The following is a 26,939-nucleotide window of genomic DNA, read 5'->3' on the forward strand; positions in this document are numbered from 1 at the left end:
AGATATCAATGGGTTTGAGAATTAATGACGTGGTACCCAACCTTAGCCTGGAAACAGACCAAGGCAGTTTTATGTTGCACGATTTCATCGGCGACAGCTGGACCATTCTTTTCAGTCACCCCAAAGACTTCACCCCCGTGTGCACTACCGAGTTTGGTGCAGTGGCACAGCTGGCCGAGGAATGGAAAAAACGCAGTACGAAAGTCATTGGATTGTCTGTTGACGGTGTTGAAGAACACACCCAATGGAAAGGTGACATTGAGAAATTTTCCGGTGCGAAAGCAAACTTTCCAATCATCGCTGACAAGTCGCTTGAAGTGTCGAAGGCGCTGGACATGTTGCCCGCAAATGCCTACTTGCCTGATGGCCGCACGGCTGCCGATTCAGCCAGTGTGCGCGTGGTGTTCATTTTCAGTCCAGACAAAAAAATGCAGCTGTCGATGACTTATCCCATGTCAGTGGGAAGAAATTTTGCGGAAGTGTTGCGTGCGCTGGATGCGCTTCAGGCCACGTATGGCAAGCCGATTGCAACGCCGGCGAACTGGGTTCAGGGGCAGGATGTGATTGTTGCCTTGTCGCTGAACAATGAACAGGCCACCGAGAAATTTGGCAGCATTGACATCAAGTTGCCTTACCTGCGCACCACCAAGATGCCAGGTTAATCGTTGCATTAGCCTTGTAGCGGTTGAGCGAGTATCCAAAGGCCCACGCTGGTGAATACCACCATCAAAACCAGCATGGGCAGCTGGCTTAATGTGGCGCGCCTGTTGCTGCGTTCAAGTTGCAGCGCCTGCTGGTGGGCCAACCACACTGCGGCAACATGTCCGACCAGAATCAGCAGTACCTGGCTGGTCCAGATATTGGCCATGTCGGGCAACCAGGGCAAGCGCCCCGTGATTGCGCTACCAAACAGATTCCAGCCCCATCCGAAGGGATCAGACACCAACCCCCGAATTTTTAAACCCTGACTGAACAGCAAGGTGTAGTAGTGCGTCAGGTGATAAACCACGGCGATGGGTACCAGGCTTGGTAAATAGCGGCACAGGAGCAAAGCGATGGGTTGTTTGCTACCAGTCAGCATGCGCCCCAGGGCAATGAACAGCACGAACAGAAGCAAGTAGAAAAATGGCGATACGATCAGCAAGGCCATTTCCCAGGCAATAAACCACGGGCGCACTTGCGGATAAATTTTAAGCGGATGATCGCCAAAGGCAGCGGTTAAGATACCCCAGGGGTCTTGCCAGAAAACATTGAAGTACACCGCAGTTTCCCGCAGCCCATCGTAAGCGGTGGACGATAACAAAAACAACACAAACAGACACTGTGCGGGGTGCCACAGGCGCAAGCGGCGAAGGTCAGAAAAGGGCAGGGCAATTCGCCAGCGGTATTTTCCATCGCTGCTGCGTGTTCGGCGCAGCGGTGTGCAGGCTGCAAATAGTCGAAACAACACTGCGAACAATTCACCACGTTGCAACCAGCGGCGGGTGCCCCACAGCCACATACCTGCCAAATTAAAAATACCGAAAGCCAACAGCAGCAATGCAAGCTTTCGCGGCGTGCTGTGAAAAAACAGTTCAATGGCGATCAGGCAAACCAGTTGTGCAAACGCAGGCCAATGGCCCAGCCAGCGTGGGTATTTTCGAACTCCAATCCAGCCGCGAGGCAGCAAAAAACGCCAGGGATGTTGGTGCTTGTACCAGTCACCAATCAGCATGGACGCGTAAGCACCACCCAGTACAAACAGAATCCAGAAGAAGGTCATGTTGAAGTTGCGATGACTGTCGTTGCTGCCCACCAAGCCTGTGACAATGCAGAACAGCAAGACGCTAAGCCACAATGCGGAGCCCGCTGCGCGTGCCCTGTCGAGCCATCGCGCGGGCCAGGCTGGTAAGGGCAGGGTGCGGTATGCGTTCAGCCCACTGAGCAGTTTGCTGCCGGGCTGACCGCCGATTGCCAACAATGCGAACGACAACACCAGCGCCAACACAGAGCCTGCAATGTACAGCCCATACGGCATGGGCAGTTGCACAGGTTCACCGAAGGCGTGTGCCAAGGCGGTGGCCGGCGCCGCAAGCAGCACGGTGCCCAGCAATGGCGCAATCATTTGGGATTGTTGCGGTAGTAAACGTTCTCCCACATGCGCACATAGGCCTCGGCGCTGTTGTACAGTGCATCAATCGCCTCGCCGCCGCCTTCCAGACGCACTTCTTCAACAAAGTCGGCCACCATGCCGTAGTGGGCCATGCCCACTTCATCGATGTGCCAGAACTTGCCGCTTTCCGGAATGGTCAACATGTTCACTTTCATGGCTGGCAAGGACTGATAACGCGGACCCCAACCTTCACCACGGAACAGGGTGAATGGGTATTGAACCGGCACACTGTCGCCACCACGTGGGCCAGGGTGTCCACCAAAGCCATTGCCATCTGCGCCATAACCGAGGCCAAGCAAGGTGTTGTTCAAGCCCGCCTTGTTGCGCCAGAACTTCAGCTTCTCCAGAAATTCCACGTGCTTGATGCCATTGCCTTTGTAGGGGTAAATAACACCGCCACTTTTGAGCATACGCACCGCCTGGTCGCTGGTCAGGCCACCGTGCGCATCGTGTGAGGAAGCCATGGGGTAGGGCGGGTTCATGGTCTCGGCCAGGTCCAGCATGATGTCTTTGCTGTGGTAGGCCGCATGGTCAATGTCAATGACAAAGCCACGGTTCATCAGCGCCGTGAGTGCATACTGGCCAAGGTCAGTCACCGTGCGCGCATTGCAACGTTTGCCATCGGGGTACAGCGGAGTAATGCCGCCCACAGCTCCAAGCAGCATTTTGGTGAGCGCATTGCTGCTACTGCCGGGTACAGCGGTCGTCATGTTGGTACCAGGTTCACGCACCGAGGGTTCGTTCTCTGGGAAGTCGCGACACTCGGTGGTTTTCCAGAAAGCACCGGTGTCCAGAAAGTTCAGGAAGTTGATGACGTCGCCACTGAAAATACCGGCACCGCCCAAGGAACTGTCGATGTCGTGAAACGGGTACACATGGCGCGCACCCAGCGCCCACAGTTTGTCGATTTCGGCGTCAATTTGTGCCTGGTCACATTTGCGGATTTCGCCGCCACCGGGCAACATGGTGACGCCACAGTTGAACACTTGCGCCACTTCAACACCCAGTACCACGGCCAGTTTGCCTTCATTGGCCACCTTGCGCGCTTCGGCCGGGGTTTTCACAATTCTGTACCAACCTTTGCCAGGGCCGCCAAATTGCGCATCCACATAGTCTTGCACGTCATACAGGTATTCCACCTGTTTGGTGGCAACGCTCATGTCGTTGCAATCGGCTTCAGGTTTGCCTGCGTAGGTTTGACCCACTCGGCACAGGGCGGCAATGTTGGTGCCGTGGTTGACCATTACACGCAAACCTGCGCGCCATGCCCGTTCAACCCAGGCGTGGTACATCACCTGGTGGGTCAGGAAGTTGCGGCGAGGCCAGTCTACAAATGTGGGCCAACCTTGTGTGTCGTGCTGGGCGCCCGGTGTGGTTTCCAGAATGTTGTTGGCATCGCGTATGCCGTTGGGTCCGTGAAAAGCCTCGCAACTGCCCAGCGCATGCGGAATACCAAAGCGGTGCACTACCTCGCCATACAGCACGCCGCCTGCGGAGGGGCCAACACTGCCATCCAGCGACATTTCGCTGGACATGCCCATGTGGGTGTGAGTGTCAGCAAAACCAATGATGGGTTGATTTTCGCCACGGCCTTTGTAGGGTGTGCCCTCCATGGCAGTGGGCATTTCGGGATAGGCGGCGCAGTCGCTGGCGGGGGCCAGTTTGAATTGTGTACGTTCGGTTTGTTCAGTGCTTGTGGTTAGCCCGGCTGTTTCGTCCAGCGCCAGGAACCGACCTGCCGTGTCAGTGAAGGTGAACTGGCTTTTTTCTTTGTCAAAACTGGCCTGCCACACGGCTGCGTCGGTGGGTTCTGCGCTGGCCACCAGCGTATTGCCTTGCGCAGTGATCATTTGCCGGTCGCTGCCGTAAATGAGGTACTTGCCCAATTCAGTGGGGCGCATGGTGAAGTTTTCAGCTTGCGTGGCGGGGCCTGCGGCATAGCGGGCAGCGGCGGGCTGTACAAACTGCCTGCTGAATGCTGATTGCAAACCGAAGCAGCCGTTGGCCACCGAGAATTCTGACAATTGCAGGGGTGTCTCGCTGGGATTGACTGGCTGGCCCGGGGCATTGGCGCTTGTTGTTGAATCACCGCTTGAGAGGCAAGCGGACAGGAGTGCTGCTGTGGCGCCAAGGGCGAGAAGTGCTTTCACATTCATCAGACAAAACCCCATTGAAATTTTTGGTGGTGATTTGCTGTTACTGAAGGTGATCAAGATTTAGATGTGTTTGTGACACGGAGAATGCCAGTAATGTAAAAAGGCCGACACATCCAAAGCAGGGCGGAAATGAAAAAAGCCTGAGCTTTTAAACTCAGGCTTTTTGTATCTCGTGGTGGGTCGTGCGAGATTCGAACTCACGACCAAAGGATTAAAAGTCCTCTGCTCTACCAGCTGAGCTAACGACCCACATTTCGCTTTTGGGCGTTGGCCCTCAACCGAAGACCGCGATTATGGCCAAGTTTTTAAAAGTGGTCAAGCCCCGCGCGGGTAAAAAGCCACTATTTTTTGGCTGAAATCACGTAAGGGTTTGAAATCCTGAAACGTTTTAGAATTTCAATTTCGCGGTTTTCCATCAATTCGGCTTGATTGTCGCTTTCGTGCACATAGCCTTGGGCGTGCAGGCAGCCGTGAATGATCAGGTGGGCCAGGTGGTCAATCGGGTCCTTGCCCTGCTCGGCGGCTTCGCGCTCGACCACGGCGGGGCAAATGACGATGTCGGCCATGAATACTGGCAGGCCAGAATCCGCGCCAAGGTCGGGCATGTCCATGGGAAAAGTCAGCACATTGGTGGCGTAGTCTTTGCCCCGGAAATCATTGTTCAGTTGCCGGCCTTCTTCCTCACCCACCAGTCGAATGGTGATGTCGGCCCTGTCCATAAAACAGGCTTTTGCCCAGCGGCGAATGCGGCTGTTGTCCACTTCCGAGAAGGGAGGGTGGTCGGCTTGCATGGCCCATTGAATGGCCACACTAACCGGCGCTGTGGTTTTACTGGTGTTTCTACTCGTCATTGGTTTCACCAGCATTGCTGGTTCGTTCAGGGTTGTGGAAACGCTCGTAGGCTTCAACAATGCGGGCCACCAACGGGTGGCGCACTACATCTGCGCTGGTGAAGTAGGTCATGGCAATGCCTTTGACATTGCGCAGCACATGCTGGGTTTGTACCAAACCACTTTGCTGACCGCGTGGCAAGTCAATCTGTGTGACGTCACCGGTGATCACGGCTTTGCTTCCAAACCCGATTCGGGTCAAAAACATTTTCATTTGTTCGGGGGTGGTGTTTTGGGCTTCGTCCAGAATGACGAATGCATGGCTCAGCGTGCGGCCGCGCATGTAAGCAAGCGGCGCAATTTCAATCACGTTGCGCTCAAACCATTTTTGCACACGGTCGAAACCGGCCAAATCGTAAAGCGCATCGTACAGAGGGCGCAGGTAGGGGTCTACTTTCTGGTTCAGGTCACCTGGCAAAAAGCCAAGGCGTTCGCCAGCTTCCACGGCGGGGCGAGTCAAAATAATTCGCTTTACGCTGTCGCGTTCCAGTGCATCCACGGCGCAAGCCACGGCCAGGTAGGTTTTTCCGGTACCGGCCGGGCCAATACCAAAGGTCAGGTCGTGATCAAGCACTGCCTTCAGATAGTCTTTCTGGCGTTCAGTGCGGGGCTGCAGGTCGCCTTTTTTGGTGCGCAACACCACGGGTTCTTCGGCGCCGGCGATCACCGGAACATCCTTTTTTGTGCTGGCCACGGTATTGGTGTTTTTCAGTTCAACCAAGGCCAGTTGAATTTCGTCGGCAGTAACCGGCTTGTCACTTTTCTCGAAAAAATGATTGATCAGGATAAAAGCCTGCTTGGCATTCTCCTTGTCGCCCACCACATTCAAGGTGCCGTTGCGTCGCGCAATTTTTACATTCAATGCGGCTTCAATTTGCCGAAGGTTGGCGTCCACAGGGCCACACAGGTTGGCCAGCTTGTGGTTGTCGTCTTCGGGGGCGTGCCATTCACTGCCTTTTGCTTTCATGGGGTGCTTCTAGAAAAGTTGAATCTGTATTTTAAGCATTCAATCTTCCATTTGCCGGTGGCGCGGCGGGAAACTGACGCGCATCAAGGTACCCGGCCTGTCGGGGTGGCTGGATTTCGGATTGTCATGAATGGTGACGTTGGCATCGTGTTGATGTGCTGTTTCCTGCACAATGGCGAGCCCCAGGCCTGAGCCATCCTCGCTGGTGCCCAGCACGCGGTAAAAACGGTCGAACACCAGGTTGCGCTCGCTTTCAGGAATGCCAGGGCCATCGTCCTCCACTTCCAGCACAATGGCTTCGCGTTGGGGGCTGTCGTCCACCCGCACGGTCACACAACCTTCCTCAGGGGTGTAGCGCAGGGCATTTTCCACCAGGTTTTTCATCATCTCGGTCAGCATCAGGGTTTGACCGTTCACATACACCGGGTGATCGGGTACTTCAACACCCAGGTCAATGCGTTTGTTCATGGCCTCGGGCACAAAATCGCGGGTGACCGTGCGCGCAATGTGGGTTAAATCCAGCTTTTCAAATTGCAGCACAGAGGGTGCTTCAGTGCGGGCCAGCGCCAGCAGCTGGTTGACCAATCGGGTGGATCGTTCAGTGCCCACTTTTAATCGGCGCAGGCTGCGCAGTTTGGCAGCCTCGTCGGTTTCATCGCTCAGCAATTCAACTTGCATGCGCAGGCCCGCCAAGGGTGTTTTAAGCTGATGCGCAGCATCGGCCACAAAGCGTTTTTGGGTGTCGATGGTTTGCTCAAGCCTTTCCAGTTGCTCGTTCAAGGCGGTAATGACCGGCAGCAACTCTTCGGGTGTGTCTTTCGTTTGCAGGGCACTGAGATCGTCGGGTTTTCGGGTGCGAATAATGTCAAGTAAACTGTTCAACGGGGCGATGCCTCGCGACAGACCAAACCACACCAGCAACACGGCCAGTGGCAGAATAACAAACTGAGGCAGAATCACGCCCTTGATGATTTCATTGGCCAAGCCATCGCGCTTGCCGAGTGTTTCCGCGATCTGAATCAGCATGAACCTGTTTTCGCCCACGGTGGGCAGTTCAATCCACAGGTGGCCTGCACGAAAGTCTTCGCCATTGACCACAATGTCCCGAAAATTAACCACCCCAATTTGCCGGGCCTCGCGTTGCGGAATGGGCAGGGTTCGTTCGTCGCCCAGCAAAAATTCACCACCTTTGCCAAGCACTTGAATACGCAATTGGTCAGTGCCATCGGCCAGTAAAATTTCCAGCGCTTCTTTGGGGATTGAAAACTGGTTGCTGGGCGCTTGCGCCGCCACCTCTTGGGCCAGCGCAGTGATTTTGTCGTCAAGAATATGGTCGAAGGGATCGTTGGCAATTGACTTGGCAACCAGGTAGGTCACACCAATACTCATGGGCCACAAAATGAGCAGTGGGGCCAACATCCAGTCCAGAATTTCGCCAAACAGCGAGCGGCGTTGTTGTTGCCCCGAGGCCAGTGGATTGCGTTTGTACCAAGCCAATCAGGCACCTGCCTTATGTGTTGGCGTTGGCATCGGGCGAGGCTTCTTTCTCGACAAATTTTTCAAGGCAATAACCCAGGCCACGCACCGTGGCAATTCGAACACCGTTGACTTCAATTTTTTTACGCAGGCGGTGTATGTAAACCTCAATCGCGTTGTTGCTCACTTCTTCGCCCCATTCGCACAGGTGGTCTACAAATTGTTCTTTGCTGACCAAGCGGCCCACACGTTGAAGCAGCACCTCCAGCAAACCGACTTCACGCGCTGAAAGGTCAAGCATGTCGTCGTTGATGTAGGCAATGCGCCCCACCTGGTCGAAGGTGAGTGGTCCGTGTTTCCAGATGCTGGCGCCGCCACCTGTGCCACGTCGCGCCAATGCGCGTACGCGGGCCTCAAGTTCTTTCAGGTCGAAAGGCTTGGCCATGTAGTCGTCGGCACCAGCGTCCAGGCCTTGCACGCGTTGTTCAACGCTGTCTGCTGCTGTCAAAATGAGCACAGGCATGTTGTTGCCGCGTGCGCGCAGGCGGCGCAACACCTCCAAGCCGCTCATTTTTGGCAGGCCCAAATCGAGTATCAAGATATCGTAGTTCATGGTGGTCAGCGCAGTGTCGGCGTCGCTGCCCTTGAACATGCAATCGACGGCGTAGCCGGCTTGACGCAGCGATTGCGACAAGCCCTCAGACAACAAGCTGTCGTCTTCGGCCAGAAGTATTTTCATCCCTGTCTCCTCAGTGCAGGCCGGCCAGTTTGGCTCTTTTTACCTGAACATGAATGGTGTGTATTGTCTTGATTTTAGCCTGAAAGCGCAGTGGCTTTCGCCGACTGAATTGCGTCACGGGTGTTTCGAGCCTCAAGCGCAGCAGCGCTTGCAAAATCGGCCTTGGTGCTGGCGTACAAGATGGCGCGAGAGGAATTGATCAGCAAACCCCAGCCTTGGCTGCACAGGCCATTTTTTACCGTGTTCAGCAAATCGCCACCTTGTGCGCCAATGCCAGGCACCAGCAGGGGCGAATCGCCAACGATTCCGCGAACCGTTTTGATCTCTTCGGGGTAGGTGGCACCCACAACCAAGCCAATCTGGCGGTGCGGGTTCCAAGTGGTAGTGGCCAGCTTGGCGACTGTTTGATAAAGCGGTTCGCCTTTTTCAGTGTTTAAAAATTGCAGGTCGTTGCCACCTGGGTTCGAGGTGCGGCACAGCAGAAACAGGCCACGGTCGGCATAGGCATGATAGGGCTCGACGGAATCGCTGCCCATGTAGGGGCTAAGGGTTACGCTGTCGGCCTTGTAACGCTCGAACGCTTCAATCGCGTATTGCTTGGCTGTGGCGCCGATGTCGCCGCGTTTGGCATCCAGAATGGTAGTGGCGTGTGGCGCAATTTCGTTGGCGTAAGCCAGAATGTTTTCCAGCGCCGCTTCAGCCTTGTTGGCTGCAAAGTAGGCGATTTGAGGCTTAAAGGCACAGGCGAACTCGGCGGTGGCTTTCACAATTTCGAAGCAAAAGCGTTCAATTTCTGCGGGGCTTGTGCCATAGCCTTCGGGCATGCGGGAAATGTCTGGGTCCAAGCCCACGCACAACATGGAATTGCTGTGTTGCCAACTGTCAGCCAGCCGTTGAGGAAAGGTAGAAAACTGCGAAAAACGATTGCTGGCCATTGCGTGTGAGAACAGTTGGGAAGTTCAAGTATTGTACAGGATCAGGGCAAGCCCCTAGGGCCAAGCGTGGACCGATGCACTACACTGGGGCACTTTACTGAATGATCGTTCACTTACGTGCCTGCTGCAAAATTATCCCTGCCTCAAATCCAGTTGCTTCTTGGTATTACAGCCATTTGGGGTTTGAACTGGCCTGTCATGAAGTATGCGGTGACTCAGTACCCACCCTTACATTTCCGCACCCTGTGCATGGTGTTCGGCATGGTAGCCATGTGGTTTGTGGCTCGGCAAATGAAGGTGTCGCTCAAGGTGCCGCGTGAAATGTGGGGACGTGTGGCACTGCTGTGCCTGCCCAATATGATTGGCTGGCACTTGTTTTGTATTTTGGCCGTGAAGGAACTGAGCTCGGGCCGTGCAGCGATTTTGGGCTACACCATGCCAGTGTGGGTGGTATTGACTGGTTTGATGTTCGCCCACCCGGTAGGGCGCCGTGGCTGGATCGGATTAAGCTTGGCGATGGTGGCTGCGATGTTGCTGCTCTCTTCTGAATTTGCAGCCATTGCTGGCAGCCCTCTGGGAGTGGTGCTGATGCTTATTGCTGCTGCATGTTGGGGGCTTGGTACTACGCTGATTCGGCACTATCCCACGGGTTTGCATGCCCTCACCTTTACCCATGCCATGATGCCGCCTACCATTGTGGCCATGGGTTTGGCTGGTTTTTGGTTTGAGGGAACCGATGTGGGTGCGCCGCAAGGTTGGTCGCAGTGGTGGCCAATTTTCTACAACGCTTTTGGTGTGTTCGCATTTTGCCAGGTTGCATGGTTTAGCCTGGCCAAATCGCTGCCACCCATTGTGTCGAGCTTGTCCATCATGATTATTCCGGTGGTTGGTGTGATGGCAGGGAGTTTATTCCTTGGCGAGGTACCGCATTGGCCTGACTTTGCAGCATTGGTTTTGATTCTTGGCGCGATGGCTGTGATTCTCGTGCCGGGGAGAAAGAAAGCAGTTGTCGGCTGAAGCGCGGGTTACTTGTGTCGCACAGAGCTGGTGATTAAGCGCTGGTCACCGCTGCTGTTCCTGGCCAACTCGGCATGGGTTACTTGTTCCGCACAGAAAACCGCTGAGTCCCTTTTTGAATGGATTCGTGCTCACCTCGCTCGGCAAAAGGGCGGGCCGAGTCTCGGCGTCGGCTTGTAGCCGACCGCTGCGAATCCATTCAAACGGGGCGGTTTTCTTGAAGTGCGCCCCAAGCAATCCCACTGCCGTGTTGGCTTGAACCCGCAGAGTGCGCCCATCTCTAAGTTCAGTTCCCGAATCTCCGGCCAGCGCTTCTCCACCTCCGATCGACTCATGGCTGCGTTCAAAGCCGTATCAACACTGGCGAATCTCCCTCTCCACGCAACTCACGGCTGATTTCATCGCCCAATCGGCGGCGGTGTTTCGATCGCTTCGCCTTCAAGAAAACCTGCCCTTGCGTGCCGAGCAGGGCCGGTGTTGCCCAGCATGGGCGACAGAGAACGGACCCGACCCGTAGTTTAGGAGGGTCGTTCTCAGGCATCGCAAGGCTCAGCAAGGGATCAACAGGTTTTCTGGCGAGAGATCGGAACCCAAGCCGATCGGGCAGTTAACCGACGGGCGAGAGATCGGAACCCAAGCCGAGTGGCCGATTAATAACCGCCAAGAGAGCGGGGCCCAAGCCGATTGTGCTTCGATGAATTCAGCGAATGATCACGCATTCGAGCTGATGAAGAATCTGATAAGCAAAGAAGTTTTTCTTCGTTCACAGCGCAAAGCCTGATCCCTAAGATGTGACCACATCAAGAACACTCTGAAGGATTACATCATGAATTTTGCCGCTCTGATCAAAAAAACCTTGGGGCTAACTGCGGCCCTGGCGATCTCCTCCACCGCATGGGCCAACGTTGAATTGCTTAACGTGTCCTATGACCCAACTCGCGAGTTGTACCAGGAGTTCAATCCGGCATTTGCCAAATACTGGAAAGAAAAAACTGGCGAAACCGTGACTATCAAGCAAAGTCATGGCGGTGCAGGCAAGCAGGCCCGCGCAGTGATCGATGGTTTGGAGGCGGATGTAGTCACGCTGGCCTTGGCCTACGACATTGATGCGATTGCTGAAAAAACAGGCAAGATTCCGGCGGACTGGCAAAAGAAGCTGTCCAACAACAGTTCGCCTTACACCTCAACCATTGTGTTCCTGGTTCGCAAAGGCAACCCAAAGAACATCAAGGATTGGGATGATTTGGTCAAGCCCGGCATTCAAGTGATTACACCTAACCCGAAAACCTCGGGCGGTGCACGCTGGAACTACTTGGCTGCGTGGGGCTATGCCTTGAAAAAGCCGGGTGGTACTGAAGCCAAAGCCAAAGATTTCGTGACGACCCTGTACAAAAACGTGCCGGTGCTGGATTCCGGTGCGCGTGGGTCAACCAATACTTTCGTGCAAAGAAATATTGGTGATGTGTTTATTTCCTGGGAAAACGAAGCGTTCCTGGCCATCAATGAATTGGGTAAGGACAAGTTTGAAATCATTGTGCCCTCGGTCTCGATTTTGGCAGAGCCACCCGTTGCAGTGGTGAAAGGAAATGCGGACAGAAAAGGTACAACTGTAGTTGCGCAAGCCTACCTTGATTATCTGTACTCTCCCGTTGGGCAACAAATTGCAGCGGCAAACTATTACCGTCCCAACAAGCCCGAACTGGTGGCCAACAAGGCAGACTTGAATCGTTTCCCCAAAGTGAAACTATTCACCATCGACGAAGTGTTTGGTGGTTGGCAGAAAGCCCAGAAAACCCACTTTGAGGATGGTGGTGTTTTCGATCAAATCTTCAAGCGTTAATGGTCGGGAGTATTGACCGTGCTTGCGCCCACTTGCATCACCGTGCCCGGCTTGAATGGCAGTGGCCCAGACCACTGGCAAACCTGGGCAGAGAAGCAAATTCCAAATTGCCGAAGGGTAAGCGGGATTGACTTCAACAAACCGGTGGTCGCAGCGTGGGCTGATGCAATTCGAAACAACATTCGAGACGAGGCGGGTAGCGTGATCCTGATCGCACACAGTTTTGGCTGTCTGGCCAGTGTGGTTGCGATTGCGGACAACGAAACCAAGGTGGCTGGGGTCATTTTGGTGGCGCCAGCATCTCCCCAGCGATTCAGTGCAACAGGGCTGATCACTTCGCAAGAACTTTCGCCCACTACTTTGCTCGGTGCGATTCCTGCACGACCTTTGGGCGTACCGGGCGTATTCATCGCGAGCTCGGACGATCCTTGGCTAAAATTGACTCATGCTCGATACTGGGCAGACCATTGGGGTTTGCGTTTTACCTGTTTGCGCAATGCAGGGCATATCAATGTGGAGTCGGGATTTGGCGCCTGGCCTGCCTTGCCTCGTTTGGTGGCCAAATTTAGAGAGCAGGTTCAGGCCATTCCTTTGGGGCAAATTCAAGCGCAGAGCCAGGTCAGCAAGAATCGTTTCACAGCACTGGCGAAGATTCGCCAGTTGACGCGCAATTCCATCGACCTTCTGTAGCCCATGTCGGATCATAAATTTTTCTTATATCGATCCAACTTTTTAATCGTTCAGTATCTAAAGCCACTCCAATAGACTGCTTGCTTCGCATTTAAATCGAACTTGTCAAGGTCTATTGTGGCTTCGTCTTCATCCACCAAACGCGTGCTGCCCGGGTTTCATCTCACCCTGGGCTATGCCATCGTCTATCTCTCTTTGCTCATCCTGATTCCGCTGTCCGCGGTGTTCATCAAAACATTCGAGATGAGCTTTGCCGATTTCTGGAGCACGGTGACTGATCCCCGAATCGTTGCAACTTACCGGGTTTCATTTGGAATCTCTTTATTGGCAGCCGGCATCAATGCGGTGTTTGGCCTGTTATTGGCCTGGATACTGGTTCGCTACACCTTCCCCGGTCGAAAAATCGTGGATGCTCTGGTTGACCTTCCATTTGCCCTCCCCACGGCGGTGGCTGGTATTGCACTGACGGCCTTGTATGCCGGCAACGGATGGGTAGGCCAATACCTGGAGCCATTGGGAATCAAGGTGGCTTTTGCACCCGCCGGTATTTTGGTGGCTTTGGTGTTTATTGGTTTGCCCTTTGTGGTGCGGACAGTTCAGCCCGTGCTGGAAGACATGGAAAGTGAATTGGAAGAGGCCGCAAGCAGTCTTGGGGCGAACCGTTGGCAAACGTTTTTTCATGTCATTTTGCCCATCGTGTTTCCAGCTTTGCTCACGGGCTTCGCGTTGGCCTTTGCGAGGGCAGTGGGTGAATACGGTTCGGTTATTTTCATCGCCGGCAACATTCCGTATGTGTCTGAAATTACTCCGTTGATGATCATCACCAAGCTCGAGCAATACGACTACACCGGCGCGACTGCCATCGCATCGGTCATGTTGATCATTTCATTCATCTTGTTGCTGGCCATCAACGGCCTGCAAGCCTGGACTGCCAAACGCACAGGGAGAACTCAATAATGTCGGGCGCTGTTGCATTGCATATTCACACCTCGCGCGCCGAGAAGCTTCAAAGCTCGTCGGCCACGCGGGAATCGCCATGGGTCAAGTGGGCCTTGATTGGCACGGGGGTGGCTTTCTTTGGTTTCTTCTTGCTGCTGCCTTTGTTTGCTGTTTTTGTCGAGGCATTCAGGCAGGGCGTAGGCGTGTATTGGGAGTCTCTCAAAGAGCCCGATGCTGTATATGCCTTAAAGCTGACTTTGTTGGCCGCAGCGATTGCGGTGCCCTTGAACCTGGTGTTTGGTGTGGCCGCCGCCTGGGCCATTGCGAAGTTCGAGTTTCGAGGCAAGCAGGTGCTCATCACCTTGATTGATTTGCCTTTCTCTGTGAGCCCCGTGATTGCTGGCCTGGTATATGTGTTGTTGTTTGGCGCTCAGGGCTGGTTTGCACCCCTTTTGGCCGAGTACGAGATTCGCATTATTTTTGCGGTGCCCGGCATTGTGCTGGCCACAGTATTTGTCACCGTACCTTTTATCGCTCGCGAGCTGATTCCGCTGATGGAAGCACAGGGCAAAGAGGAAGAAGAAGCCGCAGTGGTACTGGGTGCGCGGGGCTGGCAAACCTTCTGGCATGTCACCCTGCCTAACATCAAGTGGGGTTTGCTGTACGGCGTTATCTTGTGTAACGCCCGAGCCATGGGCGAGTTTGGTGCGGTGTCAGTCGTGTCGGGGCACATTCGCGGCGAAACCAATACGCTGCCCTTGCACGTCGAAATTCTATACAACGAATACCAGTTTTCGGCTGCGTTCGCCGTGGCTTCGATTCTTGCGTTTCTAGCCTTGATCACCTTGGGCATTAAAACCTGGGTTGAGCATCAAGCCGCCAAACAGGGCGTGCACTAAGAAGGAATTATCATGAGCATTCAAGTTAAAAACATTCACAAACAGTTCGGCGATTTCACCGCCCTGAACAACGTCAGCCTTGATTTCAACAGCGGCGAACTGGTTGCCCTGCTAGGGCCATCGGGCTGCGGTAAAACCACGTTGCTGCGCATCATCGCTGGTCTGGAACAGGCCGACAGCGGCACTGTGATTCTGGATGGAGAAGACACCTCCGACACGCACGTGCGAGACCGAAATGTAGGCTTTGTGTTTCAGCATTACGCGCTGTTCAAGTACATGACTGTGTTTGACAATGTAGCCTTTGGCATGCGCATGAAGCCTCGCAGTGAAAGGCCCAGCAAGGCGGAAATCGCAGAAAAAGTGCACAGCCTTCTGAAATTGGTTCAACTGGATTGGCTGGCGGATCGGTTTCCTTCACAACTCAGCGGCGGGCAACGTCAGCGAATTGCATTGGCCCGCGCATTGGCCGTTGAGCCCAAGGTACTGCTGCTGGATGAACCGTTTGGCGCCCTTGATGCCAAGGTACGGAAAGAGTTGCGTCGCTGGTTGCGCCGCCTGCACGATGAATTGCACATCACCTCAATTTTTGTCACGCACGACCAGGAAGAAGCGTTGGAAGTGGCTGACCGGGTTGTATTGATGAACCAAGGCAATGTGGAGCAAATCGGTACTCCAGAAGAGGTTTATCAACACCCGGCCACGCCCTTTGTGTACGGTTTTTTGGGCTCGGTCAATCTGTTCAAGGCACGTCACTTGGGCGATGGTATTCAGGTGGGCGAGTCGAACCTGGCACATTCCGGTACAGTGTTGAACAGATCTGGCGAAGCCGTACAGGGTGCCGATGTGCTGGCGTTTGCCCGTCCACATGAAATCGACATTCACACTGAGCCTGATTTTTCTCTGGGGGTACCTGCCAAAGTGGTGCGTGTGTTGCGCTTTGGTTTGAACACTCGGGTTGAACTGGATTCTGTAGATTTGCAACCTGCGCAGCATTTTGATGTAGAAATTAGCGCCGAGCGTGCACGAGAATTGAACTTGCAGGAAGGCCAATTGGTTAGACTTTCTGCAAAGGCTTTGAAAGTATTTGATGTGGTGGGGGCCGCATGAATTTCCAGCAGTTGCGCATTATTCGCGAAACGGTTCGTCAGGGTTACAACCTGACTGAAGTGGCCAACAGTTTGTACACCTCGCAGCCTGGCGTCTCGAAACACATTCGTGACCTCGAAGAAGAGCTGGGTGTGGAATTGTTCATTCGCAAAGGCAAACGCCTGATGGGTTTGACAGACCCGGGAAAGGAGTTGCTGGTGCTGGTTGAACGCATGTTGCTGGATGCGAAAAACATCAAGAACCTGGCTGAGCAATACAGCAGTCGCGACGTGGGTCAGCTGACCGTGGTCACCACGCACACGCAGGCCCGCTATTCATTGCCCACGGTGGTCAATGAGTTCAAAAAGGTTTTCCCGAAAGTGCACTTGCGCATGCATCAGGGCAGCCCCAAGGAAATTACCCAGATGTTGCTGGACGGGCAGGCCGACATTGGCATAGCAACGGAAGTGCTGGGCAATGTGGATGACCTTGTTTCGTTTCCTTATTACCAGTGGAAACACCAGGTGGTGGTGCAGCAAGGCCATCCCCTGTTGAAACTGCCCAAGCCCACTTTGCAGGATGTGGCTGAATATCCGATTGTGACCTATCAAGAGGGTTTCACCGGACGAATCAAGATTGACGAAACCTTTCGCAAGCTGGGTTTAACGCTGGATGTCGCTATTTCAGCACTGGATGCGGATGTGATCAAAACCTATGTGGAACTGGGCTTGGGGGTTGGCATTATTGCCAGCATGGCCTACAACCCGGTGAAAGACACCGGCCTGGCGGTGCTTGATGTTGAATCGGATTTGCCGATGAACACCACCAGCATTGCCATTCGCAAAGGACACTACCTGCGGTCGTTTGCGTACAAGTTTATTGAGCTCTGTAATGGGGATTTGACAGAGGCCAGGTTGCTGGCGGCGTTGAATGACTCGGTGAGTTGAGCGCACGCGATCCGGATTCTCATTCGTTCGCCCACTCGGCGTGGGTTGCTTGTGTCGCACTTGCTGGCGAATTAAGAGCTGAACTTGAAGGGTCACCGCTGCCCGAAAACTTGGCATTTCGGCTTGTCGGCTTGATCCTGCACTAAGCCAAGCCCTCCAAAAGTAACGGTCGGGTCTTGGCTTTCGCGCCAGGGCGCGATCGTTAGTCTCTGCGCGCCAAGCCGGCAAGTTTTCTGACTGGTCATCGTGCGACCCATCGCAAGTTCAGCCCCCAGCTCTCCCGTGCAGTGCTTCTCCACCTCCGAGCGACTCACGGCTGGTTTCATCGCCCAATCGGCGGCGGTGTTTCGATCGTCTCGCCTTCAAGAAAACCTGCCCGTTTGAATTCACCCGCCACGGTCGGCCGTGGGCCGGCACCGAGACTCGGCCCGCCTTTTTGCCGAGCGAGGTGAGTCAGGGTGAATGTCAAAAAGGGAAATACAGGTTTTCTGGCGAGAGATCGGAACCCAAGCCGATCGGGCAATGAATACTCTCCGATCAGTTCCGGAAGTACTTCCTCGACCGATACACCAACGCTTCACCTTCCCGGAAGTCGCAGCGCAACACCTCGCCCACCATGATGAAATGATCTCCCTCATCGTAGCGGCTGCGCACTTTGCATTCGAAATGTGCCAAGGCATTCGGAATCAACGGTGCACCACCCAAACCCTCAATCACTTCAACGCCCGCAAAACGGTCACCCTTGAAAGTAGAGAAGTGATGCGACAGCGCTTCCTGATCGGCCGACAACACACTGACCCCATAGTGCGTGGCCGCGGCAAATGCATCATGGCTGCTGGCCTTTTTCGACAAGCTCCACAACACCAAAGGCGGATGTAGTGAGACAGAGTTAAACGAATTGGCCGTCACCCCCACGTATTTGCCTTCAGCATTTTTGGTGGTGATGATGGTGATGCCGGTGGCAAACTGGGCCAGCGCTTGCCGAAACAGGTGCGCGTCCAGCTCGGCGTCGCCATCGCGTTTCTCGGCGCGAATGAATTCGGGTTTGGCAGGTTGTTGCATGGGGTACTTCTAATTTTGTGAATGGCTCCATTGTGCCAAACAAGCGCTTGAATTGCTGGAATGGCGACTCAAAACGTGGTTTTCAGGCCCATGTGCTTGAAATGATTTAAAATACGGCCAATTCTAAAAAGGCATTTTCCTTGAGCGCACTGTCCTTCAAACTCAAAACCACCTCGGGTAAAGCCCGTCGCGGCGAAATCACCACCGCACACGGCGTTATCCAAACCCCGATCTTCATGCCGGTGGGCACCTATGGCACTGTGAAGGGCATGACGCCGCGCGACCTGACTGAAATCCAGGCGCAAATCATTCTGGGCAACACCTTCCATTTGTGGATGCGGCCTGGTCTGGACATCATGGAAAAATTTGGTGGTCTGCACCAGTTTATGGGCTGGAAAGGTCCAATTTTGACTGACTCGGGCGGCTTTCAGGTGTTCAGCCTTGGGGCCATGCGTAAAATCAAGGAAGAGGGGGTTCACTTTCGCAGCCCTGTGAATGGCGACAAGCTGTTCCTCACCCCTGAGGAAAGCATGCGCATTCAAACCGTGCTGAATTCCGACATCGTCATGATTTTCGACGAATGCACACCTTACCCTGCCACACACACTGAAGCACGCCTGTCCATGGAAATGTCCATGCGTTGGGCACGCCGTTCACGTGATGCCTTCGATGCGATGGGCAACCACAACGGCTTGTTTGGTATTGTTCAGGGCGGCATGTACGAGGACCTGCGTGATATCTCACTGCAGGGCCTTGAGGAAATCGGCTTTGACGGATACGCCATCGGTGGCTTGTCAGTGGGAGAGCCCAAAGACGACATGCAACGAATTTTGGCGCACACTGCGCCGAAGTTACCGCAACACAAGCCCCGCTATTTGATGGGCGTGGGCACACCTGAAGATTTGGTCAATGCTGTGGGCCAGGGCGTCGATATGTTCGACTGTGTGATGCCCACGCGTAACGCACGAAACGGCTGGCTTTTTACACGCACCGGTGACATCCGCATTCGTAATGCCAAGTTTCGCAATGATGAAAACCCGCTGGATGCGACCTGCACTTGTTACACCTGCAAGAATTTTTCTCGTGCCTATTTGCACCACCTGGACCGGAGCAAGGAAATTCTCGGTGCGCAGCTTAACACGATGCACAATCTGCACTACTACCTGGATTTGATGCGTGAAATGCGGGAAGCGATCGAGCAAGACCGCTTCGACGAGTTTGTGAAGGAGTTCACTGCGCTGCGTGCTCAGAATGCTCAGGCACAGTCTCGAGAGCTGTAGGCGAGATCACACCGAATTGATCCAGAATCAGCGCTATTTGCTGATGTAAATCGATCACCTCCACCATGCACTGGTGTTTGTCCTCTCCAATTTGGGCAAGCCTCTGCGTGGTTTTTAATCGGCCATGCAGCAGCTGCCTTTGTTCGCCCAATACGGGCACATGGGGTTCCCACAGGGCGTTTTCAATCGCTGTCAGCGAGGTTACTGCAAAGCCAATCGTGCTGCCATGCGCATTCACCACCAGAATGCTGGATTCATGACTCAGGCTTTGACGTTCGGCGCCCAACCATTGCGCCAAGTCAAACACTGGCATGGATTGGTTGCGGTGGGTCAGCATGCCCAGCATGGGATTACTGCGCTCAAAAATCTCAATGTCTGCACGGTAGGGAAGTACTTCCCGCACTTGTTCAATGGGCGTAGAAAATTCGGTGCCCAAACGGTAAACCATCAACCGATCCAGACCCAGCGCTGTTTTACCTTGCTGGTTCTCGAAATCCAGTTGCGCCGTCGCACTGGCCTTGGCCAAAATACTGGCCAGTTCAATCAATTCCTGATCTTCGCTGATTCTGGGGCATGACAGCACAAAATATTGCGGGCCACGCTGCGAATGTGGGTCTTCTTTTGAAAACACATTGCAAGGCAAGGCACCTTCAAGTTGATTCGCTTTGGGTAGCCCAAAACAGGGCAGCGGAATGACTGAATTGTGCGGTACATGCACAATATCCAGCACCCGGTCGATCAGCAAGGCCAGCGGGTTGCCCTCGATTCGTATGACAAAGGCCTGTTGTGTGGCTCGTTGCAATTGCTTGTTGGTACCCAGACCCAGGTAGCTTGCGAGGTCAATTGCCGGAATGGTTTGCTCCCTGTAATTCAGGTTGCCTTTGTAAAAACCACCGGCATACTCACTGGGCAACAGCACCGGGTTGACCACCGTGGTTTCAATGTCTTTTGGATTCACTGCAAACAGCGTGGACATGCTCTGCATCAACATCAGTGGTGTGCGAGTGTTCAGAGCTGTGTCTTCATTGGATGTTTGTAATTCAAGCGATTGGCGGTGTGGTTCCGGGTCTTCGGCTTTGGGCAGCCCGGGCAGGTCGAACAAGGCTTGCGTTGAAAGCACCTGAACCAGTTGGTTCAATTCGCTGTTCATGAGGCTGCCTGCAAAAATGCTGCCGATCGTGTCCTCTGAACTGACCGTGTGCATCGCTGCCGGGTTTGCAAAAAACAAAGCTTTGACCTGGTCGGCAATGAGCCCCAACAAGTGATTCTCGTGGGCGATCAGTAAAATGCAGCCCGGGGTGTACTGGTGTCCGGGGCGGTTCAGCAAACATTCCAGGTCCAGTACCGGAATGGTCACGCCTCTCAGGTCCAGACCGCCTTTGATCCAGGGGTGTGGGCAGGGCAGTGCCATCAAGGGATGAAACGGCACCACTTCCCTGACCGATTTCATCGGCAGGGCCAGAGTCATTTCGCCAATTCGAAATGAACCAAAGCCCTGTTCGTATTGGCTCAGTTCACTCATGCGCTTTTACCGCCGAGGTGCTTTTCAAGGCCGCCTGTGAGTTCTTCAATCAGGCGGTTAACAGCAATGGCCAGATCACGTTGTTGTTCAGCCGAGCTGGTAATTTGCTTCACGCTCTCGCCCGTTTCCGTCACACTGCTCAAGATTCCTTCAAAGCTTTGGGCAGCGTTTTGGCTCACCTCGACCCCTTCTTCGACCTGCGCAACCGATTCTTCAATCAGTGTCGCAATTTCGCGAGCTGCGCTTGAGCTGCTCTCGGCCAGCTTGCGCACTTCGGCCGCCACCACTGAAAACCCAACGCCGTGTTGCCCGGCGCGTGCGGCTTCGATTGCCGCATTGAATGCCAGCAAGTTGGTCTGGTTGGCAATGTCGCCGATGACTCGCACAATTTCCGACACTTTGCTCGAGCTGTTCTGGATGGCATGAATTGCAGCGATGGATCGCTTTAAATCCCTGCTTCCCTGATGGGCAGCTTCCAGTCCTTTCTCGGCCAATTGCGTTGCAGTGGCTGAGTTGCCCGAAATGTCGGTGATACTCTCGACCAGCTTGGACACACGTTCCCGCATTTCGCCCGACTTTTTGTTGATCCCCTGTTCCAGCATCACCTCTTTGGTCACGTCGTAGGCGTACTTCACCACTTTGACCACATTGCCGTTCAAGTCCAGAATCGGGTTGTACGTGGCCTGAATCCACACATCGCGGTTGAATTTGCCCACGCGGTGAAAGCGGCCACTCACAAATTTTCCTTCGTTCAACTTGAGCCAGAAGTCCCGATACTCCTCGCTTTGCGTGTATTCGAGTGTGCAGAAAATACTGTGATGCTGACCCTGAATTTCACGCGAGGTGTAACCCATGGCATTGAGGAAGTTCCGGTTGGCTGTTAACACATGGCCGTCGAGATCGAATTCAATCACGGCCTGCCCCAGGTTAATGGCTTCGACCTTGGCTTCAAACTCCGAATTTTTCAGCTTGCTTTGGGTCACGTCGCTGGCAAACTTCACGACCTTGACCAGGTTGCCGCGTGGATCGTAAATTGGGTTGTAGGTGGCTTGAATCCACACTTCCCGCCCACCTTTGGCCACCCGCTTGTATTCACCTGACTCGAACTGCCCGCGGCCCAGGCTTTCCCAAAATGCCTGGTATTGAGGGGTGGCAGCATAGGCGGGATCCACAAACATGCGGTGGTGGCGACCTAAAATTTCCTCTGCGGAATATTCCATCAGTTTCAGAAAGTTGTTGTTGGCCGCAAGTACTTTGCCTTGCATGTCAAATTCAATCACCGCTTGAGAGCGATCAATCGCCCCCAGTTTGCCTTCGGCGTCCAGCCGCGACAGCTTCGATTCTGTAATGTCCTGCAGCATCAACACCACTTTGATCAATTTCCCGTCAAGGCCAATGACAGGGCTGCGCGTACCTGAAAGCCAGACCTCCTTTCCGCCCACACCCTTGTAACGAAACTCACCCGCAAGGTTTTTGCCTTCGCGCAATTCATTCCAGATTTTGAAGTGATTGCTGTCATTGCGTTCTTCATCGAACATCAAAAAGCTTTCTGATTTGTCCGACAGGTCGGTTTGGCTGTAACCCAGCGATTTTTGCATAAGTTCATTGCTGTTCAGAATTTTCCCTTCCGCATTGAACTCCAGAATGCAGCTGGTATTGGAGACAGAATCCATTCGCGCCTGGGTTTCAATCCCTTGCAATTTGGATTGGGTGATGTCGCTGCAGAATTTGATAACTTTGACCGGGTTGCCTTCGAGGTCAAGAATCGGGTTATAGCTGGCCTGAATCCAGATTCGCTTGCCGTGATTGCCAACACGCAGGTACTCACCTGAATCAAACTCGCCTTGGCCCAATTTGCGCCAGAATGCGCGGTAAGCACCGCTGCTGGCCTCTTCCTTGTCCACAAACATGCTGTGGTGCTGACCCACAATATCGCTTAACGAATAGCCTGTCAGGGAGAGGAAATTCTCGTTGGCGTGCAAAATATGGCCGCCCAGGTCAAACTCGATGATGCCCTGCGATCGGTTCATGGCGCTGACCTTGCCATCGTCTTCAATTGCCTTTAGTTTGGCGGCAGTGATGTCACTCGCAAATTTAACGACTTTCACAGGCTTGCCGTTCACACCCAAGATCGGCGTGTAAGTCGCCTGCAGCCACACAGGGCGACCGTGCCGGTTCAAGCGCATGAATTCGCCTGATTTAAACTCGCCCGCGGCAAGGTCTTTCCAGAATTGGCTGTATTCCTCCGATTCCGCATAGTTTTTTTCACAAAACTGGCGGTGGTGTTGGCCCACAATTTCTTGCAGGCGATAGCCCATGGCGTTCAGGAAGTTGTCGTTGGCCGTCAGAATGCGGCCCGAGGTATCAAATTCAATGACGGCCTGGGTTTTGTCGATCGCAGCCACTTTGCCCTCATCTTCAAGCGACTTGCTTTTCGCCACCGTGATATTGGCTGCGATTTTGAATACCGACACCAGATTGCCGTGGTCATCTCGCACCGGGTTGTAGCTCGCCTGGATATAAACTTCCCGGCCTTGGGAATCGAGTCGCAGAAACTCGCCACTTTGAAATTCGCCTTCGCGCAATTTGCTCCAGAACAGCAGGTATTCGTCCGACTCTGCGGTACTCGCTGTGCAAAAAAGACTGTGGTGCTTCCCCAGCACATCCGCTTCCGAGTAGCCGAACAAATTCAGGAAATTCTGATTGGCATACATCACATTCCCGTTCAGATCGAATTCGATGCAGGCCTGGCTTTGGGCCAGCGCATTGAACAGGTGAATTCTGTGGGGGTTAGGCTGCTCGGTATTGGATGTCATGGGTCGCCTTGCTGGTCAAAATGAGTTGCCTCGATTGGGGTAAATACCATTGTGTAGGCCATTTCCCGGCTTAATCACTGGATAAAACAGGTAATCACCGGTCAATTGCAGTTTTTCGGGAATTGTGAATCGCACAAAAGGGGAGGGGGTAATGCAGGGGGGAGGTTTAATGATCTATCTGAGAGGCTTTCAGTTTGGCGTAAGTTTTCGATTTGATACTCGTTCGCAAGCCTAGGCTAGGGAGGGATGTGACCTCGTATTCCTTGCCTGCGGTTAACAACAACCTTAAAAAAGGAGACAAGCGATGAGCAACCCAAAGGGCGGTGATGCCTACTGGAAAGCGACACTCGGCCTGTTGACCAAGATCATGATCGTGTGGTTTTTGGTTTCTTACGGTGCCGGCATTCTGTTTGTTGAGCAACTCAATCAATTCAGCATCGGTGGCTATCCACTGGGCTTCTGGTTTGCCCAACAAGGTTCTATTTACATGTTCATTATCCTTATTTTCTACTACGCGAAGAAAATGGGCGAGATTGACCGCGAACACGACGTCCACGAAAACTAAGGAGATTGCTAATGGATTTGCAAACAATCACCTACGTGATCGTGGGTTTGAGTTTTGCGCTGTACCTCGGTATTGCGTTTTGGGCTCGTGCTGGCAGCACGGGTGAATTTTATGTGGCTGGCGGTGGCGTTCACCCCGTAGCCAACGGCATGGCGACAGCGGCAGACTGGATGTCAGCCGCTTCGTTCATTTCAATGGCGGGTCTGATCGCCAACATGGGTTACGGTGGTTCCGTATTCCTGATGGGCTGGACCGGTGGTTATGTGTTGCTGGCGATGTTGCTGGCCCCGTACCTGCGCAAATTTGGCAAGTTCACGGTGCCTCAGTTCATTGGTGACCGTTACTACTCCAACACAGCGCGCACAGTGGCCGTAATCTGTTTGCTGGTGGCTTCCATTACTTATGTAATCGGGCAGATGACCGGTGTGGGTGTAGCGTTCTCCCGATTCCTGGGTGTGTCCGCTGAAGTGGGTATTTATGTGGGTATGGGTATTGTGTTCATGTACGCTGTGTTTGGCGGCATGAAGGGCATTACCTACACGCAAATTGCACAGTACATCGTGTTGATTTTCGCTTACACCATTCCAGCAATCTTCATTTCCTTGAACTTGACGGGCAATCCTTTGCCGCAGTTGGGCTTGGGTTCTGACATGTTGGCCAATGGTCAACCCATGTTGGCGACCTTGGACAAGGTGGTGACCGACCTCGGGTTTAGTCAGTACACGACCACACCAGCCGGTGGCAGTTATCTGAACACTTTCTTCTACACCGTGAGCTTGATGATTGGTACCGCGGGCCTGCCCCACGTGATCATTCGCTTCTTCACTGTACCTACAGTGGCCGATGCGCGTTCATCTGCCGGTTGGGCACTGGTGTTCATTGCGATTCTGTACACCACAGCACCTGCTGTTGGCGCGATGGCCCGTTACAACCTGCATGCTACTGTGAACTCCAATGTTGCAACAGGTGGTGATTTGTTCGCACCCGAAGCCGCACTTGAAAACGACAAGAAGCCGGCCTGGATGGGTCGTTGGGAAACCACGGGCTTGTTGAAGTTTGAAGACAAGAACGGTGACGGTCGTATTCAGTACTACAACGACAAGTCCAAAGACGAAGCATTCCTGGCCAAGGCAGAGGCTGCTGGCTGGAAAGGCAGTGAAATGACGGTGAACGCTGACATTATGGTGTTGGCCAACCCTGAAATTGCGCTGTTGCCCAACTGGGTGATCGCCTTGGTGGCCGCCGGTGGTTTGGCTGCTGCGTTGTCGACTGCTGCTGGTCTGCTGCTGGCGATTTCTTCTGCGGTGTCGCATGACTTGATCAAGGGCGTGTTCAATCCCAATATTTCTGAAAAGAGCGAATTGCTGGCCGGTAAGATTTCAATGGCCTTCGCGATTGTTCTGGCCGGTTATCTGGGCTTGAACCCTCCAGGTTTTGCGGCGGGTACTGTGGCTTTGGCCTTCGGTATCGCGGCCTCATCGCTGTTCCCTGTGATCATGATGGGTATTTTCTCCAAAACCATGAACTCCACAGGCGCGATCGTGGGTATGTTGAGTGGCTTGGCGGTAACCCTGTTCTACGTGTTCGCACACAAGGGTATTTTGTTCATCAATGGGACTGAGTACCTGGACTTGGTGGGCGGTGCCAACGGCTTCTTCGGCATCACGCCTGAAGCCTTCGGTACGGTCGGCGCGATTGTCAACTTTGTTGTGGCCTACCTGGTCAGCAAAGTGACAGCACCACCCCCAGAGCACATTCAGCACTTGGTTGAAGATGTACGTACCCCACGTGGTGCAGGCATGGCAACTGGTCACTGATTGACTGTTCAACAATAACCACTGCCTTCATCGAAAGGCAGGGCTTAAGAAGCTTAAAAGCCCGGTGAGAAATCACCGGGCTTTTTGTTTTTCTAGAGTAAAACTGTTACTTCCACATTCAAAAAAATGCTCCAATGCTTCGGAATTGGGCGTGTACCCATGGATGACTGGCCAGGGCAGCCACCAGCAAACCCACCAACAGTACTATCCCGAAAGGCCTGAGGGGGCTGTTTTTCATGGGTGTCGAGGACAACTTGTTGTGTGCGTGGACTGGGTTTTTTGGTGTTACCTGCGAGTGCTTTTCCGAGGTGGGGTTGCCCTTGGTTTCATCCACAGGCAAGCTGTTTTTGACCTTGTCCGGAACAACTTTGCCTAAAAACCACATCGCGGCGCTGATCACAACCAGGTCATCGGTGATGCCAAACAGCACGAGGAAGTCGGGGATCAGGTCGATGGGGCTAAACAGATAGACCACCACGGCCAGCATGAAGCCTTTGATCCATTTCGGTGTGTCGGCATGCCGAAAAGCGTGCCACAGCATGCGGCCATGAGTTTTCAGGGCTTTAAGTTTTGTAAGAATCGGAAAAAAACGTGTGATCATGCGCAGTACCCAACAACTAAAAGAGGACTCATTGTGACCCAAGCACCCCTGATGATCCAGCGTTCATGCCGAATCCCCGTGCCTCTGGCCGATTGCTTTGCCTTGTACACCCGTTTAAAACCGGATGAGTATATCCACAGCGACGCACTGATCGCGCCGATTACCCGTATAGAAATGATTCAGGGCAAATCGTTCAATGAAGTGGGTGATATTCAGCGAATTACTTTCAAAGGTGGCGCTGTAATTGATGAAGAAGTGTTGGCCTTTATCCCGAATCGTCAATTTGTTTACAAGGGTACGGGCTTTAGCCAGCCCCTGCTGAATTGGCTTGATCACGCCAAAGGCTCATTTGAGTTTGAGAAGGATGGCGACGGCACCGTGGTGACCTGGCGCTATCATTTTTTATTTAAAACCCGGCTTGGGCATTGGGCCCAGGCGACTCGTATTCAAGGCGGTGGTGGTGGATTTGATCTGGAACCGGATGATGACCAAAACCCTGGTCAACCTGACACAATCATCCTAACCTGTCCCCTGTGTGCCTTT

At 53.6% G+C, this 26,939-nt stretch carries 23 protein-coding genes and 1 tRNA gene; 12 read left to right on the forward strand and 12 right to left on the reverse strand.

Annotated features, from left to right (window positions below; all coding sequences use genetic code 11):
- The first annotated feature begins 8 nt into the window (after positions 1 to 8).
- Positions 9 to 662 (forward strand): peroxiredoxin, encoded by a 654-nt coding sequence (locus tag A0129_RS01090; protein ID WP_105028278.1) that lies wholly within the window; start codon positions 9 to 11, stop codon positions 660 to 662.
- Positions 663 to 670: 8 nt separating this feature from the next.
- Here the strand turns inward: A0129_RS01090 and A0129_RS01095 are convergent, their stop codons facing one another.
- The 8 genes from A0129_RS01095 to pyrF form a co-directional block, all read right to left on the reverse strand.
- Positions 671 to 2,104 (reverse strand): hypothetical protein, encoded by a 1,434-nt coding sequence (locus A0129_RS01095; RefSeq protein WP_291711602.1) that lies wholly within the window; start codon positions 2,102 to 2,104, stop codon positions 671 to 673.
- Positions 2,101 to 4,308, reverse strand: a complete 2,208-nt coding sequence (locus tag A0129_RS01100) for a peptidase M19 (protein ID WP_291711604.1) — start codon at positions 4,306 to 4,308, stop codon at positions 2,101 to 2,103. The genes A0129_RS01095 and A0129_RS01100 overlap by 4 nt, the downstream gene beginning before the upstream one ends.
- Before the next feature lie 173 nt (positions 4,309 to 4,481).
- Positions 4,482 to 4,557, reverse strand: a tRNA-Lys gene (locus A0129_RS01105).
- A gap of 92 nt (positions 4,558 to 4,649) precedes the next feature.
- Entirely contained in the window at positions 4,650 to 5,159 is a 510-nt protein-coding gene (ybeY, locus tag A0129_RS01110) for an rRNA maturation RNase YbeY (RefSeq protein WP_291711605.1), read from the reverse strand.
- Positions 5,149 to 6,165: a PhoH family protein gene (locus A0129_RS01115; protein WP_291711606.1), complete on the reverse strand. Its 1,017-nt coding sequence runs from the start codon at positions 6,163 to 6,165 to the stop codon at positions 5,149 to 5,151. The genes ybeY and A0129_RS01115 overlap by 11 nt, the downstream gene beginning before the upstream one ends.
- Positions 6,166 to 6,204: 39 nt before the next feature.
- Positions 6,205 to 7,662, reverse strand: coding sequence for a sensor histidine kinase (locus tag A0129_RS01120; protein WP_291711608.1), 1,458 nt, complete (start codon positions 7,660 to 7,662; stop codon positions 6,205 to 6,207).
- Positions 7,663 to 7,675: 13 nt separating this feature from the next.
- The gene (locus A0129_RS01125; protein ID WP_291711610.1) at positions 7,676 to 8,380 is read right to left on the reverse strand and encodes a response regulator transcription factor; all 705 of its coding nucleotides are present in this window, start codon (positions 8,378 to 8,380) and stop codon (positions 7,676 to 7,678) included.
- A gap of 74 nt (positions 8,381 to 8,454) precedes the next feature.
- Entirely contained in the window at positions 8,455 to 9,315 is an 861-nt protein-coding gene (pyrF, locus tag A0129_RS01130; protein WP_291711612.1) for an orotidine-5'-phosphate decarboxylase, read from the reverse strand.
- 117 nt (positions 9,316 to 9,432) lie between these two features.
- On the opposite strand from pyrF, the gene A0129_RS01135 reads away from it, so the two are divergent.
- From A0129_RS01135 to A0129_RS01165, 7 genes are all read left to right on the forward strand, one after another.
- Positions 9,433 to 10,332 carry a DMT family transporter gene (locus A0129_RS01135; RefSeq protein WP_291711614.1) on the forward strand — a complete coding sequence of 300 codons (900 nt, stop codon included), beginning with the start codon at positions 9,433 to 9,435 and terminating at the stop codon, positions 10,330 to 10,332.
- A gap of 826 nt (positions 10,333 to 11,158) precedes the next feature.
- The gene (locus tag A0129_RS01140; protein WP_291711615.1) at positions 11,159 to 12,172 is read left to right on the forward strand and encodes a sulfate ABC transporter substrate-binding protein; all 1,014 of its coding nucleotides are present in this window, start codon (positions 11,159 to 11,161) and stop codon (positions 12,170 to 12,172) included.
- A gap of 18 nt (positions 12,173 to 12,190) precedes the next feature.
- Positions 12,191 to 12,862, forward strand: a complete 672-nt coding sequence (locus A0129_RS01145; protein ID WP_291711617.1) for an alpha/beta hydrolase — start codon at positions 12,191 to 12,193, stop codon at positions 12,860 to 12,862.
- Positions 12,863 to 12,964: 102 nt separating this feature from the next.
- On the forward strand, positions 12,965 to 13,819 hold the full coding sequence (gene cysT / locus A0129_RS01150) for a sulfate ABC transporter permease subunit CysT (RefSeq protein WP_291711619.1): 855 nt from the start codon (positions 12,965 to 12,967) through the stop codon (positions 13,817 to 13,819).
- Positions 13,819 to 14,700 (forward strand): sulfate ABC transporter permease subunit CysW, encoded by an 882-nt coding sequence (gene cysW, locus A0129_RS01155; RefSeq protein WP_291711622.1) that lies wholly within the window; start codon positions 13,819 to 13,821, stop codon positions 14,698 to 14,700. The genes cysT and cysW overlap by 1 nt, the downstream gene beginning before the upstream one ends.
- Positions 14,701 to 14,712: 12 nt before the next feature.
- Positions 14,713 to 15,807, forward strand: a complete 1,095-nt coding sequence (locus tag A0129_RS01160; RefSeq protein ID WP_291711623.1) for a sulfate/molybdate ABC transporter ATP-binding protein — start codon at positions 14,713 to 14,715, stop codon at positions 15,805 to 15,807.
- Entirely contained in the window at positions 15,804 to 16,733 is a 930-nt protein-coding gene (locus A0129_RS01165) for a CysB family HTH-type transcriptional regulator (protein WP_291711625.1), read from the forward strand. The genes A0129_RS01160 and A0129_RS01165 overlap by 4 nt, the downstream gene beginning before the upstream one ends.
- 537 nt (positions 16,734 to 17,270) lie before the next feature.
- Here the strand turns inward: A0129_RS01165 and A0129_RS01170 are convergent.
- Positions 17,271 to 17,795: a flavin reductase family protein gene (locus tag A0129_RS01170; RefSeq protein ID WP_291711628.1), complete on the reverse strand. Its 525-nt coding sequence runs from the start codon at positions 17,793 to 17,795 to the stop codon at positions 17,271 to 17,273.
- Between the two features lie 140 nt (positions 17,796 to 17,935).
- Between A0129_RS01170 and tgt the strand changes: the two genes are divergently transcribed.
- Positions 17,936 to 19,075, forward strand: coding sequence for a tRNA guanosine(34) transglycosylase Tgt (tgt, locus tag A0129_RS01175; protein WP_291711630.1), 1,140 nt, complete (start codon positions 17,936 to 17,938; stop codon positions 19,073 to 19,075).
- Here tgt and A0129_RS01180 read toward each other — a convergent pair.
- Positions 19,026 to 20,597 carry a chemotaxis protein CheW gene (locus tag A0129_RS01180; RefSeq protein ID WP_291711632.1) on the reverse strand — a complete coding sequence of 524 codons (1,572 nt, stop codon included), beginning with the start codon at positions 20,595 to 20,597 and terminating at the stop codon, positions 19,026 to 19,028. The genes tgt and A0129_RS01180 overlap by 50 nt on opposite strands.
- Positions 20,594 to 23,413 carry a PAS domain-containing methyl-accepting chemotaxis protein gene (locus A0129_RS01185; RefSeq protein WP_291711634.1) on the reverse strand — a complete coding sequence of 940 codons (2,820 nt, stop codon included), beginning with the start codon at positions 23,411 to 23,413 and terminating at the stop codon, positions 20,594 to 20,596. Before A0129_RS01185 ends, A0129_RS01180 begins: the two co-directional genes overlap by 4 nt.
- A gap of 304 nt (positions 23,414 to 23,717) precedes the next feature.
- On the opposite strand from A0129_RS01185, the gene A0129_RS01190 reads away from it, so the two are divergent.
- Together A0129_RS01190 and A0129_RS01195 are read left to right on the forward strand one after the other, a co-directional pair.
- Positions 23,718 to 23,978: a DUF4212 domain-containing protein gene (locus A0129_RS01190; protein WP_291711636.1), complete on the forward strand. Its 261-nt coding sequence runs from the start codon at positions 23,718 to 23,720 to the stop codon at positions 23,976 to 23,978.
- 11 nt (positions 23,979 to 23,989) lie between these two features.
- Positions 23,990 to 25,795 (forward strand): sodium:solute symporter family protein, encoded by a 1,806-nt coding sequence (locus A0129_RS01195; RefSeq protein WP_291711638.1) that lies wholly within the window; start codon positions 23,990 to 23,992, stop codon positions 25,793 to 25,795.
- A 118-nt stretch (positions 25,796 to 25,913) separates the two neighbouring features.
- Here A0129_RS01195 and A0129_RS01200 read toward each other — a convergent pair whose 3' ends face one another.
- A complete protein-coding gene (locus tag A0129_RS01200; RefSeq protein WP_291711640.1) occupies positions 25,914 to 26,396 on the reverse strand; it encodes a YkvA family protein in 483 nt (160 codons plus the stop codon).
- Positions 26,397 to 26,429: 33 nt separating this feature from the next.
- Here A0129_RS01200 and A0129_RS01205 point away from each other — a divergent pair.
- Positions 26,430 to 26,939: hypothetical protein (locus A0129_RS01205; protein WP_291711642.1), on the forward strand; the 510-nt coding region annotated here is incomplete at its 3' end.

This window comes from Limnobacter sp. CACIAM 66H1, assembly GCF_001601825.1.
Taxonomy (GTDB): Bacteria; Pseudomonadota; Gammaproteobacteria; order Burkholderiales; family Burkholderiaceae_B; genus Limnobacter.